We start from the raw sequence: 15,726 nt of genomic DNA, 5'->3' as shown, positions 1-15,726 counted from the left end.
TTCATCCCTATTCATTGATGGAAGGACGCCCATGTACAGCGGGTATCCCCTCCCGGCGATTTCGGTCGCCGGCCTGCGGAAATCCTTCGGCGACCACGTCGTGCTCGACAGCATCGACCTCACCGTCCCCGAGGGCACCATCTTCTCGCTCCTGGGGCCCAACGGCGCCGGCAAGACCACGACGGTGCAGATCCTGTCGACGCTGCTGCGCGCCGACGACGGCGAGATCCGGGTCGGCGGCCACGATATCGACGCCGAACCCGATGCGGTGCGGGCGGCGATCGGGCTGACCGGCCAGTTCGCCGCCGTCGACGAACTGCTTACCGGTCGCGAAAACCTGGTGCTGATGGGCGATCTGCATCATCTGCCGCGCAGCGAGAGCCGCCGGCTGGCCGACGAACTGCTGCACCGCTTCGACCTGGTCGACGCCGCCGACAAACCGGCGAGCAGCTATTCCGGTGGCATGACGCGTCGACTCGATCTGGCGATGACCCTGGTCGGCGATCCGCGCATCATCTTCCTCGACGAACCGACCGTCGGACTCGACCCGCGCAGCCGACGGGGCATGTGGGACATCATCCGCGAACTGGTCGCGGGCGGAGTCACGATCTTCCTCACCACCCAGTATCTGGAGGAGGCCGACGAACTGGCCGATCGGATCGCCGTCCTCGATCACGGCCGCATCGTCGCCGAGGGCACCGCGGATCAGTTGAAGCGACTGGTGCCGGGCGGACATATCCGGCTGAGTTTCGCCGACCGGTCCGAACTGGCCGCCGCCGCCCGCATCATCGGCAACACCACCGAAGTCGACGAACTCACCCTGGTGACGCCCGGGGATGGCTCGGTGAAGTCACTGCGCTTCCTGCTCGACCGCCTGGACGAGATCGGAGTCGAACCGCAGGCGCTGTCCGTGCACACCCCCGACCTCGACGACGTATTCCTCACCCTCACCGGACAATCCATCCCCGACAAGGAAACCGCACGATGAGCACGATGACCTATTCCATGGTCGACACCAAGACCATGCTGCATCGAAACCTGTTGCACGCCAAGCGCTATCCCTCGATGACCGGATTCGTCCTCGTGATGCCGGTGGGTCTGCTCCTGCTGTTCAACTACATCCTCGGTGGTGCGGTGAGCAAGGGTATGGGCGGCGGCAAGTACCTCAACTACCTCACGCCGGGAATGTTGCTGATGATTCCGGCACTGATGGTCGTCGTCGTGTCGGTCGCGGTCGCCTCCGATATGACCAAGGGCTTCGTGAATCGCTTCCGGTCCCTGCCGGTTGCCCACTCCTCGATGCTCAGCGGCCAGGTCATCGGCACCGTGATCCAGGGCCTGATCGGGCTCGCGCTCATGATCGGGGTGGCGCTCCTGCTCGGATTCCGGCCCAACGCCACTGTGCTCGAGTGGCTGGCCGCCTTCGGGATGCTCGGGTTGGTGCTGTTCGCCCTGTGCTGGCTCGGGGCAGGCTTCGGCATGTCCGCCTCCACCGTGGAGGCCGCCAGCAATTCGCCCAGCCTCATCACCTACCTGCCGATGCTGGGCAGCGGCCTGGTGCCCACCGACACCATGCCCACCGGTGTGCGGCACGTTGCGCAGTACCAGCCCTTCACCCCCATCACCGAGACCCTGCGCGGATTGCTGATGGGTTCGGAGATCGGCACCAACGCGATCGTGGCCGTGGCCTGGTGCCTGGGCATCGCGCTGGTCGGCTACCTGTGGGCCACCCGCTCATTCCGCCGCAAGACCAGCTGAACCACGAGGGGTAAAGCCACGGCCGGATGGAAACCCGCCCGGCCGTGGCTTTCGCTTGCCCCGCGTTTCCCCGCCCGGTCGGCCGCAGCGCCCCCTCGTTTCCCCGCCCGGTCCGCTCTGCGGGCCGGGCGGGGATCATGTCCACATGGCAACCTTCCGGCCCAATCCCGCACCGGCGACCGGCACCCGCAGTCGCGTGCTGGCCCGCCTGCGGATCGCCCGTTGGGAGTTCGTGCTCCGGCAGACCGTCATCGAGCCGGGCGGGGACAGTGGCTGGCACTTTCACGACGGGACGTTGTTCGTCCTGGTCACCGGGAGTGCACTGGATCATCCGGGTACCGACTGCCTACCCGTGACCTATCGGCCCTGGCGCGTCTTCCGCGAACAGAGCGGCCCCCGGCACGCCCACCTCGCCCGCAACGGCGGCACGAAGCCGCTGATGCTCACGGTCGTCTACATCAATCCCGCGGGCAGCCCGCTGTCGCACAGCATTCCGCCGCCGGAGTGCGCGGACCGGACGGGTCAGCGACAGTAGTCACGCAACCACGCGGGGAATTCCGTCAGATCGGCGAGCACCACATCGGCTCCCGCCGCCTGCAATTCGTCCGAATCGCACGGCCCGGTGGTGACCGCGACCGAATACGCCTCGGCGGTTCGCGCGCCGAGCACGTCTCCCACATGATCACCGACGTAGACGGCGGCCCCGTGCTCGCGCAGGGCCCGGGCCTTGCGCTCGGCCCACAGATCGCCGATCACCGCGTCGGCGGCGATGCCCAGATGCGTCAGGTGCAGTTCGGCATTCGGCTGGTATTTCGCGGTGACCACCACGGCGCGACCACCGGCGGCCTGCACGGCCTCGACCGCCTCCCGCGCACCCGGCATCATGACCGTGCCGGTGATGGCGTGGGTGGGATACATCTCGCGATACAGGTCGGCCATGGCCGAGATCTGGTCGGCGGGAAACCAGTGCGCGAGTTCCTGCTCGAGCGGCGGGCCGAGGCGGGTGATCGTCAGATCGCAGTCGATATACGTGCCGGTGCGCGCGGACAGGGCCGCATAGCAGGCACGGATGCCGGGACGCGAGTCGATCAGGGTCATGTCGAGGTCGAACCCGACCGTCAATCCGCGCGCCACAAGGTCACGCTAACCAGTCGATCATCCGACCGACAACTCAATTCGCGGGTTGGCAGGCGTCGCGCAGTGAGCAGGCACCGCACGCCTGACCACAGCCGCCGACCTGCGGAGCCGGAGCCAGGCCCGCAATGGACTGCGCTGCCGCATTGGCCCCGGCGCCGAGCGCGAACAGGGCGATCACCGCGGCGACCACCGCGGCCCCGATCCCGATCACACCGCCCGCGGCCAGTGCCACCAGACCACCCGCCGCCAGCAACACACCGGCACCGATCGAGGTGGGAGCGGCGACCCGGTTGGCGATCCGGAAGATCTCTTCCGAGCTCAGCGCCGCGTCGGTGTGCACTCCGAAGAACCGATTGCGGGGCAGTGCACCGGTCAACCCCAGTACCCCGGTGACGACGGCCACCGCCGCCAGCACGAACAGGATCACAGCCACCACGAACACTCCGCCCACGCTACCCGGCGCCCGCGGGCGACGTGCGGGCAGGGCGGCCCTTTTTGGGTCCGGACACGGGCACGCTTTACCCTGGTGAGCGACCTTTATCCGGGGATGTCGGCGAACAAGAAGGCAGGACCGTGCAGGACACTCGTGTAACCGAAACGACCGGCGCCGTGGCGACCGGTGACAGCGACGTGCCTGCACACCGCTACAGCGCCGACCTGGCCGGGCGAATCGAACGCAAATGGCAGCAGGCATGGGAGGAGCGCGGCACCTTCCACGCGCCGAATCCGGTGGGCCCGCTGCGGGGTGAGACACCGCGCGACAAGCTGTTCATCCAGGACATGTTCCCGTACCCGTCGGGCGCGGGCCTGCACGTCGGCCACCCGCTGGGCTATATCGCCACCGACGTGTTCGCGCGCTATCACCGCATGCACGGCCGAAACGTCCTGCACGCCCTGGGTTACGACGCCTTCGGCCTGCCCGCCGAGCAGTACGCGGTGCAGACCGGCGCCCACCCGCGGGCGACGACGGAGGCGAATATCACCAATATGCGTCGCCAACTGTCCCGGCTGGGTCTGGGCCACGACAGCCGACGCTCGTTCGCGACCACCGATCCCGAGTTCTACAAGTGGACGCAGTGGATCTTCCTGCGCATCTACAACGCCTGGTACGACACCGAGGCGAACAAGGCGCGGCCGATCGCGGACCTGGAGGCCGAATTCGCCTCCGGGAAGCGGGAAACGCCGGACGGGCGGGCCTGGGCGGAGCTGTCGCAGGCCGAGCGCAGCGAGGTGCTGGACTCCTACCGCCTGGTGTATCTGTCCGATTCGGTGGTCAACTGGTGCCCGGGGCTGGGCACGGTGCTGTCGAACGAGGAGGTCACCGCCGAAGGCCGCAGTGAGCGCGGCAACTTCCCGGTGTTCCGCAAGCGGCTGCGGCAGTGGATGATGCGCATCACCGCCTATTCCGATCGGCTGGTGGACGATCTGGAGCTGCTGGACTGGCCGGAGAACGTGAAGGCCATGCAGCGCAACTGGATCGGGCGCTCGCGGGGCGCGCAGGTGCGCTTCGCGGCCGATGGCGAGACCGTCGAGGTCTTCACCACCCGGCCCGACACGCTGTTCGGCGCAACGTATGTCGTCCTGGCTCCGGAACACGAGTTGGTGGACCGCCTGGTGACCGCGCAGTGGCCGGCGGGTGTCGATCCGCACTGGACCTTCCAGTCCCCCACCCCGGCGGAAGCCGTTGCGGCATACCGCACCTCGATCGCCGCGAAGTCGGATCTGGAGCGCCAGGAGAACAAGGACAAGACCGGTGTCTTCCTGGGCGCCTACGCCACCAACCCGGTCAACGGCGAGCAGCTGCCGATCTTCATCGCCGACTACGTGCTGAGCGGCTACGGCACCGGCGCCATCATGGCGGTGCCCGGCCACGATCAGCGGGACTGGGAATTCGCGACCGCCTTCGGCCTGCCGATCGTGGAAGTCATTGCGCCCCCCGGCGAAAAGCATCCGGGTGCCAGCGTGGCGACCGGGGCGTACACCGGCGAGGGCACGCTGGTGAACTCCGACTACCTGAACGGCCTGGACGTGGAGACGGCCAAGGTGAAGGTCGTCGAGCAGTTGGAGAAGGACGGCCACGGCACGGGAACCGTGCAGTACAAGCTGCGGGACTGGCTGTTCGCCCGGCAGCGATACTGGGGCGAACCGTTCCCGGTCGTCTACGACGAGCACGATCGACCGCATGCCCTGCCGGAATCCATGCTGCCGGTGGAACTTCCGGACGTGCAGGACTTCGCGCCGGTCACCTTCGATCCGGACGACGCCGATTCCGAGCCGTCTCCGCCGCTGGCCAAGGCCACCGACTGGGTGACGGTCGAACTGGATCTGGGCGACGGGCCCAAGAAGTATCGGCGCGACACCAATGTCATGCCGAACTGGGCGGGTAGTTCCTGGTATCAGCTGCGCTACACCGATCCGACCAACCACGAGGCACTGGCCGCACCGGAGAACGAGCGCTACTGGCTGGGCCCGCGCCCCGATGTGCACGGCCCGAACGATCCGGGCGGTGTCGATCTGTACGTCGGCGGTGTCGAGCATGCGGTGCTGCACCTGCTGTACTCGCGGTTCTGGCAGAAGGTGCTGTTCGATCTGGGTGAGGTCTCGAGCTCGGAGCCGTATCGGCGGCTGTTCAACCAGGGCTATATCCAGGCCTACGCCTACACTGACGAGCGCGGCGCCTACGTGCCCGCGGCCGAGGTGGTCGAGCGGGACGGGAAGTTCTTCTGGACCAACGAATCCGGCGTGGAGATCGAGGTGTTCCAGGAGTACGGCAAGATCGGCAAATCGCTGAAGAACGCCGTCTCGCCGGACGAGATGTACGACCTGTACGGCGCGGACACCTTCCGCTTCTACGAGATGTCGATGGGACCGCTGGACACCTCCCGCCCGTGGGCGACCAAGGATGTGGTGGGTGCGCATCGGTTCCTGCAGCGGGTGTGGCGACTGGTGGTCGACGAGGAGACCGGCGGGGTGCGGGTCACCGATGCCGAACCCGCCGCGGCCACGCTGCGGCTGCTGCACAAGACGATCGACGGCGTCGACGCCGACTACGCCGCACTGCGCGACAACACCGCCGGCGCCAAGCTGATCGAGCTGACCAACCATCTGACCAAGGAGTACCCGCAGGGTGCCCCGCGCTCGGTGGTGGAACCGCTGGTGCTGATGCTGGCCCCCGTGGCCCCGCACATCGCCGAGGAACTGTGGGAGCGCCTGGGCCACACCACCGCCCTGGCACACGGCCCGTTCCCGGTCGCCGATCCCGCTCTGTTGGTAGAGGATTCCGTCGAATACCCGATCCAGGTCAACGGCAAGGTCCGCAGCCGCGTCAGCGTCCCCGCCGACGCCGACCCCGAAACGGTCGAAGCCGCCGCCCTGTCCGACGAAAAACTCCTGGAGTTCCTGAACGGCAAGCAACCCCGCAAGGTGATCGTCGTCCCGGGCCGCCTGGTCAACGTGGTCGCCTGACACCCCTCGCTTCGCTCGGGGAATGAGGGCGGCCGCTCCCTAAATGAGGGTGGCCGCTCCCTAAATGGGGGCCCTTGGGCGCGGCCGCATCCTCGGCCCCCGGGCGCGGCCGCATCCTCGGCCCCCGGGCGCGGCCGCATCCTCGGCCCCCGGGCGCGGCCGCAGCCTCGGCCCCCGGGCGCGGCCGCAGCCTCGGCCCCCGGGCGCGGCCGCAGCCTCGGTCCCCGGCGCGTTCTTCGCCGGGGTCAGCGGGGGATTGGGCGTAGGACTATTTCGGTGGGGTGGGCGTCGCGGGGGGTTTCGAGGGCGTTGCGGATGGTGCGGGCGACCGTTTCGGGGGTGAGGAATTCGTTTGGGCGGTAGTCGCGCTGTTCGCCTTCGACGATGGTTCGTTGCATGTCGGTGTCGATGCGGCCGGGGTGGATGGAGGTGACGCGCAGATCCGATTCCTCCTGCCGCAGGGCGTCTCCGAAGGCGCGCAGCCCGAACTTGCTGGCGGCGTAGACGGCCCAGCGCGGGTTGGCACGCAATCCGGCACCCGAATTGATCAGGACCACATGGCCTTTCGCCGCTCGCAGGGCAGGCAGCAACAACCGCGTCAGCTCGGCGACGGCAATGAGGTTGGCCTCCAAAGTGTTCCTCCACTGCGTAACCGACGACTCCGCGATGGTGGCGAGCTCTTCGGCCACACCGGCGTTGTGCACCAGCACATCCAGCCGTTCGATCGATGTGGCCGCGCGGGCCACCGCATCGTAATCGGTCAACTCGACCGGCCACGGTGTGGCATCGGGCAATTCGGCCAGGATGTCGGTCAGTGAATCGGCGGACCGGGCACCCAGCAGCAGATCGTGCGTAGGTGCCAGTTCACGGGCGATCGCGGCGCCGAGTCCGCGGCTCGCCCCCGTGATCAGGGCGGTCGGCTTGGTGTCGGTGCTGGGCTCGGCCATGCCCTCACGGTAACGGGGCCCTGCGTCGCCGCTCGCGAGGGGCCGGACCGTAACCGCCGGCGATCTTCTGACGATGGTCTCCACAGCCCATCCTTCACAGGGAGTTACCAGCAACCACACAGCTGGCGATCACCGCCCGGGTGGGTGTATCAATCTCGGCAATCCGATCCACGAACCGAGGCGGACAGGGTGAGCACTGTCGATCGACAGCCGGTCGCATGCCGGCCAGCGGGTGGGGAACCCGCACAGCGCACGTACCTGCGGGTGGCATCGCAGAATAGGGGGATGAACGGACCGGGCTTCACGCCGACACAGCTGGCGGCGCGTGCGGCCTATCTGCTGCGCGGCAACGACCTGGGGACGATGACCAGTGCCGCGCCCCGGCTGTACCCCCACATGTGGAGCTGGGATGCGGCCTTCGTCGCGGTGGGCCTGGCCCCCCTGAGCGTGGAGCGGGCCGTCGTCGAACTGGACACGCTGCTGTCGGCGCAGTGGAAGAACGGGATGATCCCGCACATCGTGTTCGCGGGCGGTAAGGACGGCTACTTCCCGGGCCCGGCCCGCTGGGAATGCCGTCGGCTGGCCGCCAACGCCCCGGACGGCCCGGACACCTCCGGCATCACCCAACCGCCCGTCCACGCGATCGCGGTGCAGCGGATTCTCGATCACTCGCGCCGGCACGGCCGCAGCACCCGGGCGGCCGCCGAGGAATTCCTCGACCGTCGCTGGGTGAACCTGATGCGCTGGCACCGCTGGCTCGCCCACGCCCGCGACCCCAAACAGAACGGCCGCATCACCCTGTTCCACGGCTGGGAATCGGGGATGGACAACTCGCCGCGCTGGGATCGCGCCTACGAGAACGTCACCCCCGGACCGGACCTGCCGCCGTATCAGCGCGCCGACATCCACCTGATCGATCCGACGCAGCGCCCCAGCGACCGCGAATACGACCGCTACCTGTGGTTGGTCGAGCAGATGCGGCGATGTGGATACGACGATTTCCAACTCGCGTCGACCATGAGCTTCGCGGTGGAGGACGTATTCGTCACCGCCGTCTTCGCCCTGGCCTGTGAGGTCCTGGCGAATATCGGCGAGGACTATCGGATGCCGCACGCCGATGTGCGCGAACTGTACGAGTGGGCGGACTACTTCCGCGCCGGGGTCATCGCCACCACCGATCCCCGCAGCGGCGCCGCCCGGGATTTCGACATCCGCCTGGGCCGGTGGATCGACACCGAGACGCTGGCGATGTTCGCGCCGCTGCTGTGCGGCGGACTGCCCCGCGATACCGAACGCGCCCTGCTGCGCTTGTTCGAGGGGCCACGGTTCTGCGGTCATCCGGATCTGCGCTATGCACTGCCGCCGTCGACCTCCCCGGTGTCGAAGGACTTCCGGCCCCGCGAGTACTGGCGCGGCCCGGTGTGGCCGGTGATGAGCTGGCTGTTCTCCTGGGTCTTCGCGCGCCGCGGCTGGGCCGAACGCTCGTTCATGCTGCGGGCGGAGGGGCTGCGCCAGGCCAGTGACGGCAGCTTCGCCGAGTATTACGACCCCTTCACCGGCGAGCCGTTGGGCAGTATGCAGCAGTCGTGGACCGCGGCCTCGGTGCTGGACTGGCTGGGCTAGCCGAGATCCGGCGTCGGTAAGCACATCTCGGGCAACCATTCACCGCGGATTCACGGCCATAACGTAGTCACACCGGCCTCGGCTGCTTACCCTCATTACCATGTACCGACGCAACGTGGTTCGTCCTGAAGTTCGTCGCACGGTCCTCGCCCTGCCCGCACTCGTCGCCGCAGGCATACTCACGGCAACCGGCACCGCCGTGGCGGAGCCGACCGGGCCCGATGTCTCGTCCTGGCAGCACATCGACGGCCGGTTCATCAACTGGTTCGAGGTGCGTGCGGCCGGGCACCACTTCGCCATGGTCAAGGCGACCGAGGGGCTGAACTACATCAACCCCTACTTCGTGCCCGACAGCCTGTTGATGCGGGCCGCGGGTGTCGCCCGCGGCACCTACCACTACGCCCGCCCGCAGCTGCCGCCGGAACCGCAGGCCGCGTTCTATGCGAGCGTGGTGCTCGGACAGAACGGTCCGCTGGATCTCCCGCCGGTGCTCGATATCGAGAATTCGGGCGGACTGCCGCCCGCCGCCCTGATCGACTGGACCCACCGCTACCTGAATACAGTGCAGGCCCTGACCGGCCGGGTGCCGATCATCTACACCTACCCGCGGTTCTGGCAGACCGCGATGGCCGACTCCCGCGAATTCACCCGCTACCCCCTGTGGATCGCCGACTACCGCGGTAACGCCCAGCCGGAGGTGCCGGGCGGCTGGCCCACCTGGACCTTCTGGCAGACCACCGATTCCGGCCGAATCCCGGGCATCGCCGGAAACACCGACCTCAACGTCTACAGCGGCGCCCAAGGCGATTTCGCCCGATTCGCGAATATGTAGCGACGGTCCCGGCCAAGAGCGGGCCGGGACCTAGGAAGGTGGAGTGCCGGGACTTGGGAAGGTGGAGTGCCGGGACTAGGAAGGTGGCGCGCCGGGACCACGGGCGAACCGCCGGTGATTCCGGCGCGCTCTGGCCGGAATCAGTGCTCGTCGTAATGGCCGTTGTGGGCCGCGTGGCGGCAGCCGTCGTGGATGTAGTCCACGTGGTCGCCGTGCGGGATCGCGACATGTCCGCAGCCCTCGCCGTGGACGTGGTCGTGGCCGGTGTGTTCACGGTGTCCGGCGGGTTCGCATTCGTCGAAGTGGCCGTCGTGGGCGCGGTGCAGATGGCCGTCGTGGACGTAGTCGACATGGTCGCCGTGCGGCACCGAGACGTGTCCACAACCCTCGCCGTGCACATGGTCGTGATCGGTGTGTGGAGCATGCGCTGTGGTCATCGAACTACCCTCTTTCCACGTGGATGGATAAGTGTGGTACCGATCACATACAGTAATAGCCATACGTTTGCGAGTTACTCGCGCCCTGCTCTACAGCACCTGGGACAGGAACTGCCGCAGCCGCGGGGTCTCGGCGGCGTCGAAGATTTGGTCCGGCGAACCGGATTCCACGATCTGGCCGTGATCCATGAACACCACGTTGTCCGAGACCGAACGGGCGAAACCCATTTCGTGGGTCACCACGATCATCGTCATACCGCCCGAGGCCAGCTCGGCCATCAGCGACAGCACACCCTTGACCAGTTCCGGGTCGAGCGCGGAGGTGGCCTCGTCGAACAGCATCAGCTCCGGCTTCATCGCCAGCGCCCGGGCGATCGCGACACGCTGCTGCTGGCCACCCGACAGATTGGCGGGCCGCGTGTCGGCACGTCCGGCCAGGCCGACCGTCTCGAGCTGTTCCACCGCCACCGCACGGGCCTGCTCCTTGGACAGTCCGCGCAGCTTGCGCGGTCCCAGCGCCACGTTCTCGGCCACGGTCATATGCGGGAACAGATTGAAGTGCTGGAACACCATGCCGATGCGCTGACGCAGCCGATCCGGATTCTCGGTGAGCACCGAGACACCGTCGATCAGGACATCCCCGGCATCCGGTTCGTGCAAGCGGTTCAGCACCCGCAGCAGCGTGGACTTACCCGAGCCCGAGGGCCCGATCACCGTGGTGGTCTTACCCGCGTCGACATGGATGTCCACCCCGCGCAGCACCTGGTTCTGCCCCAGGGTCAAATGCAGCCCGGTCCCGGTGAGCGACGAGCTCCGGCGGTTCGTGTCCTTGCTCATGCCCCTCGACCTTCCGTGATGACGGCCTGCTCGACCGGATCGACGGGATCCTCGGGGCGTCCCGTGCGCAGTCGTCTGTCGATGTAGTTCACCAGATGGGTCAGCGGAATCGTCAGCAGCAGATAGACCAGACCGGCCGCGACGAGCGGGGACAGATTTCCGGTCTGCGCGTTGAGATCTCGTCCGACGGCGAACAATTCCCGTTGGGTGGCAAGCAAACCCAGGAAGTAGATCAGCGACGAATCCTTGATCAGCGCGATGAACTGATTCATCAGCGCGGGCAGCACTCGCCGCACGCCCTGCGGAATCACCACCAGCGTCATCGCCTGCCGGTAGCCGAATCCGATGGCCCGCGCCGCCTCCAGCTGCCCGGCCTCCACGGATTGGATCCCGGAGCGGAAGATCTCGCCGATGTACGCGGCGGCCAACAGGGCCAGGGCGACGGCGCCGAGCCAGTACGGGTTGTTGCCGGTGAGGTTCTTGACCACCGGGCCGATGCCGAGGCCGATCAGCAGGATGATCACCACGGCGGGCAGCCCGCGGAAGATATCGGTGTACACCCGTGCGGGCCAGCGCAGCCAGCGGGTCCGTGAGATCCCGGCCACCGCCAGCAGCATGCCCAGCAGGGTTCCCAGCACTCCCGAAACCACCGCCAGGATCAGGGTATTCGGCAGCCCGGTCTTGATCAGATCCGGAAATGCCTTGCGGTACAGCGACCAATCGAAGAATGTGTCCTTCAATTGCGCCAGTGTGGATTTCGGTGCCACCTGCGCGGTATCACCCGTCGGCCGATGGTCGGCGGCGATCTTGTCGAAGTCCGGAAGCTCCGGTTGCGCGACCGCCTTGGAGCCCGGCTTCCAGCCCGGCGGGAAGGGCCGCGGCTCCCAATCGGAGTACAGCTTGGCGTAGGTGCCGTCGGCGATCACCGCATCCAGTCCCGCATTGAGCGCGTCGATCAGCGGCTGATTGTCCTTGCGCACCGCCCAGGCCGTGAAATTGTCCAGGCTGAAGGTGTTCTGGACGATCGAGGTCGAATCGCCGGGTTTGACCGCGCCGGTGGCCTGCGCCGACGGCGCCACCCACGCGTCGATCTGCCCGGACTTCAGATTCGCGTAGGCGGTGTTGTAGTCGGGGAACTTCACCGGGTCCAGGTGCAGGGTGTTGACCACGTACTCGTCCTGCACCGTGCCCTGCACGACACCGATCCGCACGCCGGGATTCAGATCCGAAAAGCCTTTCACCGCACTGCCGTTCGACACGACGAGTGAGAAATACCCGAAGTCGTAGCCGTTGGTGAAGCCGACCAGCTGCCGCCGCGCGTCGGTGGTGGTGATACTCGACGAGCCGACGTCGAAACGCCCGTTGGCCACCTGCGCCAGCAGGCCCGCGAACTCGGTGCCCGAGAACTGCACCTGCAGCCCCAGCTTGGCGCCGATCGCCTTCAGCAGTTCGTTGTCGAAGCCGGTGAAGGCGCCGCCGGAGTTCACACAGATACTCGGCGGGGCATCCGACAGCGTGCCGACGCTCAGCTTGCCGGGGGTGATCAGGCCGAGCTTGGTGACGTCCACCCGATCCAGCGGGACCGTGTTCGCCGTGGTGTAGCGGTCCACTCCTGCGGAGGCGCCCGAGGCCAGGTTCGTCGGCGCCGCCGAGGCCGAGGCGACGCCCGGAGGTGCGCACAGGTCTCGGCTTGCCGATGAGTTGCTGCTGTCCGAGCCACATGCCGCCGCGAACAGCAGGGTGACGGCCGACACCACCGCGAACAGCACACGGGATCGGGATACGGGCAAACGGGCCATAGCCGAAAACATTAGCCGGACGCGATACCGGTCAACCGACCACGCCCCGGTGCAACCCCCGGCGAGCTATCCCCGGTTGAATTCGTCGCGCCAGCGGATGGCCTCTTCCACCTCGGTCAGGTCGTAGTCGGGGCCGCCGGTGCCCACGGTGAACAGCGTGGCACCCGCCGCCACCAGTTCCGGTGCCTTGTCCGCACCGGGCCAGTCCACCGAACGCTCGATCTCGCCCGGATCCTTACCGACGGCCGCGCAATGGTCGGCGAGGACCTTCGACTTATGATCCAGCACATCCACCTTCGCGAACGTGTGCCAGATGTCGGCATATTCGGCGACCAGCCGCAGCGTCTTCTTCTCGCCACCGCCGCCGATGAGGATCGGGATATCGTGCAGCGGCTGCGGGTTGAGCTTCTTCAGGCGGCCGTCGATACGGGCCAGGTAGTCCTTCAGCAGGGCCAGGCGGGTGCCCGGGGTACCGAACTCGTAGCCGTATTCGTCGTAGTCCCGCTCGAACCAGCCCGCGCCGATGCCGAGGATCAGGCGGCCGCCGGAGATGTGGTCGACCGTGCGGGCCATATCGGCGAGCAGATCCGGATTGCGGTAGCCGCCGCCGGTGACCAGCGCGCCCAGCTGTACGCGCTCGGTCTGCTCGGCGACGGCCGCGAGCATGGTCCAGCATTCGAAATGGGCGCCGTCGGGGTCGCCGTAGAGGGGAAAGAAGTGATCCCAGTTGAAGACGATGTCCACACCCGCATCCTCGGCGCGGCGCACCGCGTCGCGAATCAGGTCGTAGCGGGGAGCTTGCTGCGGCTGAATCTGGACACCGACACGAACCGGTCGAGTCATTAGGGCACTCCTCGTTGTGATCAGGTGCGGGGGACACGCCGTTGCCGAGGCTACTCCGGTCGGCCGCCGAGACCGGATTGTGCGCATCGTCACCATCTCGAGCACACGACCAGTAGGATTCCGGCAGCGGCCCTGCCGCACCACCCTCTACTCGGATCGTCCGGCACGTTCCTGCCGGTGAAGGGATGAATTCATCATGGCCACGGTCACCTTCGACCGCGCGACCCGGTTGTACCCGGGTGCCGCGAAACCCGCTGTCGACCAGTTGGATCTGGAGATCGCCGACGGCGAATTCCTGGTCCTCGTCGGGCCGTCCGGCTGCGGCAAATCCACCTCGCTGCGGATGCTCGCCGGACTCGAGGACGTCGATGCCGGTCGCATCCTGATCGGCGACAACGACGTCACCCACGCCGAACCCAAGCAGCGCGATATCGCGATGGTGTTCCAGAACTACGCGCTCTATCCGCATATGACCGTGGCCGAGAACATGGGCTTCGCGTTGAAGATGGCGAAGGTGCCCAAGGCCGAGAAGGAGCAGCGGGTCCGCGAGGCCGCCAAACTGTTGGATCTCGAGCAGTATCTCGATCGCAAGCCGAAGGCGCTGTCGGGCGGTCAGCGCCAGCGCGTGGCGATGGGGCGGGCGATCGTGCGGCAGCCGCAGGTGTTCCTGATGGACGAGCCGCTGTCGAATCTCGATGCCAAGCTGCGGGTCCAGACCCGCACCCAGATCGCCCAGCTGCAGCGGCGGCTCGGCACCACGACGGTCTACGTCACCCACGACCAGGTGGAGGCGATGACCATGGGCGACCGGGTCGCGGTGTTGAAAGACGGTCTGCTGCAACAGTGTGCGTCGCCGCGTGATCTGTACCGGAATCCGGCGAATCTGTTCGTGGCCGGGTTCATGGGTTCACCGGCGATGAATCTGTTCACACTGCCGCTGTCCGACGGCGCCGTCACCCTGGGCGGGCATGCGCTGCCGGTACCGCGCACCGTCGCCGACGCCACCGACGGCTCCGTCGTGGTGGGCATCCGGCCCGAACATTTCGAGATCGCCGCGGCCGGTTCGGGTATCGCGATGGAGGTCGACGTGGTCGAGGAACTCGGCTCCGACGCCTACATCTACGGCCGCAGCGTGGGCGAGAACGGTTCCGCAGACCAAACCATCGTCGCCCGCGCCGACTGGCGCAAACCACCCGCCAAGGGCGAAAAGCTCTCGCTGACAGCAACGGCGGAACACATCTATTTCTTCGAACCGACCACGGGCGAACGCCTCAACTGACGTGAGGACCCCCGCACCGCCCGCTGCGCGGACGGTGCGGGGAATCAGCGTTGCTGCGCAAGCAGCGCAGGGATAGCAGTACCGCACAAGCAAGTGCGGGAATCGGGGCGCTGCACAAACAACGCAGGCAACCAGGCGCGCCGCGCAAGCAACAGGCGCGACGTACCCGCACCTCTTGGATCCCGGCGTGCCCGCACTTCATGGTTCTGCGTGCATTGGCTGGGGCCTTGGTTCAGCCTCGGGGTTTGCGCCAGTTTTTGTTGAGGCGGATGCGGATGTTTTCGAGGGGGACCTCGGTGCCGGAGTCGGTGCGGATGTCGACGCGGATCGGGGCGCCGGTGGTGTTTTCGACGCGTTCGAGTGGGGGGACGCCGTTCTGGAGGTATTTGTCGCCCCACTGCCAGAGGCCGATGATTACCGGCATCACGTCGTGGCCCATGTCGGTCAGCACGTATTCGTGGCGGGTGCGCTTGCCCTCCTCCTGGTAGGGCCGTTTGCGCAGCAGGCCGGCCTCGGTGAGTTTGCGTAGTGCCGCGGCCGCGGCGGCGTCGGTGATTCCCACCCGGGCGGCGAAGCCGTCGAAGCGCGTGGTGCCGTAGATGGCCTCGCGCAGGATCAGCATCGCGGACCGGGTGCCGACGATGTCGAGCGCCTTGACGATCGAACACTCGTCCGGCTTCCACTTGCTCAGATCACGCAGTGGTCCTTCCAGTACAGCCGACATGACGCTCATCATACCGCGTCTGACTTGTGGCAACTATTGTCAGCA

General features: G+C 67.2%; 15 protein-coding genes. 7 read left to right on the top strand and 8 right to left on the bottom strand.

Annotated elements, in window-relative coordinates; translation table 11 throughout:
* Positions 1-31: 31 nt before the first annotated feature.
* The 3 genes from IU452_RS10470 to IU452_RS10460 all read left to right on the top strand — a co-directional run bounded on the left by IU452_RS10470 (position 32) and on the right by IU452_RS10460 (position 2,293).
* Positions 32-988, top strand: coding sequence for an ATP-binding cassette domain-containing protein (locus IU452_RS10470; RefSeq protein WP_195108750.1), 957 nt, complete (start codon positions 32-34; stop codon positions 986-988).
* Positions 985-1,758, top strand: coding sequence for an ABC transporter permease (locus IU452_RS10465; protein ID WP_195108749.1), 774 nt, complete (start codon positions 985-987; stop codon positions 1,756-1,758). The genes IU452_RS10470 and IU452_RS10465 overlap by 4 nt, the downstream gene beginning before the upstream one ends.
* 145 nt (positions 1,759-1,903) lie before the next feature.
* On the top strand, positions 1,904-2,293 hold the full coding sequence (locus tag IU452_RS10460; protein ID WP_195108748.1) for a hypothetical protein: 390 nt from the start codon (positions 1,904-1,906) through the stop codon (positions 2,291-2,293).
* Here the strand turns inward: IU452_RS10460 and IU452_RS10455 are convergent.
* Together IU452_RS10455 and IU452_RS10450 are read right to left on the bottom strand one after the other, a co-directional pair.
* Positions 2,281-2,892, bottom strand: a complete 612-nt coding sequence (locus IU452_RS10455) for an HAD family hydrolase (protein WP_324192539.1) — start codon at positions 2,890-2,892, stop codon at positions 2,281-2,283. The genes IU452_RS10460 and IU452_RS10455 overlap by 13 nt on opposite strands.
* A 37-nt stretch (positions 2,893-2,929) precedes the next feature.
* Positions 2,930-3,331, bottom strand: coding sequence for an SdpI family protein (locus IU452_RS10450; protein WP_324192538.1), 402 nt, complete (start codon positions 3,329-3,331; stop codon positions 2,930-2,932).
* Between the two features lie 137 nt (positions 3,332-3,468).
* On the opposite strand from IU452_RS10450, the gene leuS reads away from it, so the two are divergent.
* The gene (gene leuS, locus IU452_RS10445; RefSeq protein WP_195108746.1) at positions 3,469-6,360 is read left to right on the top strand and encodes a leucine--tRNA ligase; all 2,892 of its coding nucleotides are present in this window, start codon (positions 3,469-3,471) and stop codon (positions 6,358-6,360) included.
* A 245-nt stretch (positions 6,361-6,605) separates the two neighbouring features.
* On the opposite strand, the gene IU452_RS10440 is transcribed toward leuS, so the two are convergent.
* Complete coding sequence (locus tag IU452_RS10440) at positions 6,606-7,307, bottom strand: SDR family oxidoreductase (RefSeq protein WP_195108745.1); 702 nt, start codon at positions 7,305-7,307, stop codon at positions 6,606-6,608.
* Positions 7,308-7,592: 285 nt separating this feature from the next.
* Here IU452_RS10440 and ggh point away from each other — a divergent pair, with 285 nt between their 5' ends.
* On the top strand, positions 7,593-8,930 hold the full coding sequence (ggh, locus tag IU452_RS10435; protein ID WP_195108744.1) for a glucosylglycerate hydrolase: 1,338 nt from the start codon (positions 7,593-7,595) through the stop codon (positions 8,928-8,930).
* 100 nt (positions 8,931-9,030) lie between these two features.
* Positions 9,031-9,762 carry a glycoside hydrolase family 25 protein gene (locus tag IU452_RS10430; RefSeq protein ID WP_195108743.1) on the top strand — a complete coding sequence of 244 codons (732 nt, stop codon included), beginning with the start codon at positions 9,031-9,033 and terminating at the stop codon, positions 9,760-9,762.
* 140 nt (positions 9,763-9,902) lie between these two features.
* On the opposite strand, the gene IU452_RS10425 is transcribed toward IU452_RS10430, so the two are convergent.
* The 4 genes from IU452_RS10425 to IU452_RS10410 all read right to left on the bottom strand — a co-directional run bounded on the left by IU452_RS10425 (position 9,903) and on the right by IU452_RS10410 (position 13,678).
* Positions 9,903-10,199 (bottom strand): hypothetical protein, encoded by a 297-nt coding sequence (locus IU452_RS10425; protein WP_195108742.1) that lies wholly within the window; start codon positions 10,197-10,199, stop codon positions 9,903-9,905.
* Between the two features lie 90 nt (positions 10,200-10,289).
* Positions 10,290-11,036, bottom strand: coding sequence for an amino acid ABC transporter ATP-binding protein (locus IU452_RS10420; RefSeq protein WP_195108741.1), 747 nt, complete (start codon positions 11,034-11,036; stop codon positions 10,290-10,292).
* On the bottom strand, positions 11,033-12,847 hold the full coding sequence (locus tag IU452_RS10415; protein ID WP_195108740.1) for an ABC transporter substrate-binding protein/permease: 1,815 nt from the start codon (positions 12,845-12,847) through the stop codon (positions 11,033-11,035). Before IU452_RS10415 ends, IU452_RS10420 begins: the two co-directional genes overlap by 4 nt.
* A gap of 54 nt (positions 12,848-12,901) precedes the next feature.
* Positions 12,902-13,678: an LLM class F420-dependent oxidoreductase gene (locus IU452_RS10410; protein ID WP_195108739.1), complete on the bottom strand. Its 777-nt coding sequence runs from the start codon at positions 13,676-13,678 to the stop codon at positions 12,902-12,904.
* A 196-nt stretch (positions 13,679-13,874) separates the two neighbouring features.
* Between IU452_RS10410 and IU452_RS10405 the strand changes: the two genes are divergently transcribed.
* Positions 13,875-14,957 (top strand): ABC transporter ATP-binding protein, encoded by a 1,083-nt coding sequence (locus IU452_RS10405; RefSeq protein WP_195108738.1) that lies wholly within the window; start codon positions 13,875-13,877, stop codon positions 14,955-14,957.
* A 232-nt stretch (positions 14,958-15,189) separates the two neighbouring features.
* Here IU452_RS10405 and IU452_RS10400 read toward each other — a convergent pair whose 3' ends face one another.
* Entirely contained in the window at positions 15,190-15,681 is a 492-nt protein-coding gene (locus tag IU452_RS10400; protein WP_228817110.1) for a winged helix-turn-helix transcriptional regulator, read from the bottom strand.
* Positions 15,682-15,726: the final 45 nt, after the last annotated feature.

This window comes from Nocardia transvalensis (genome assembly GCF_015477765.1).
GTDB lineage: Bacteria > Actinomycetota > Actinomycetes > Mycobacteriales > Mycobacteriaceae > Nocardia > Nocardia transvalensis_A.
The sequence above is the reverse complement of the archived record's forward strand: the minus strand, read 5'-3'. Positions and strand labels throughout refer to the sequence as shown.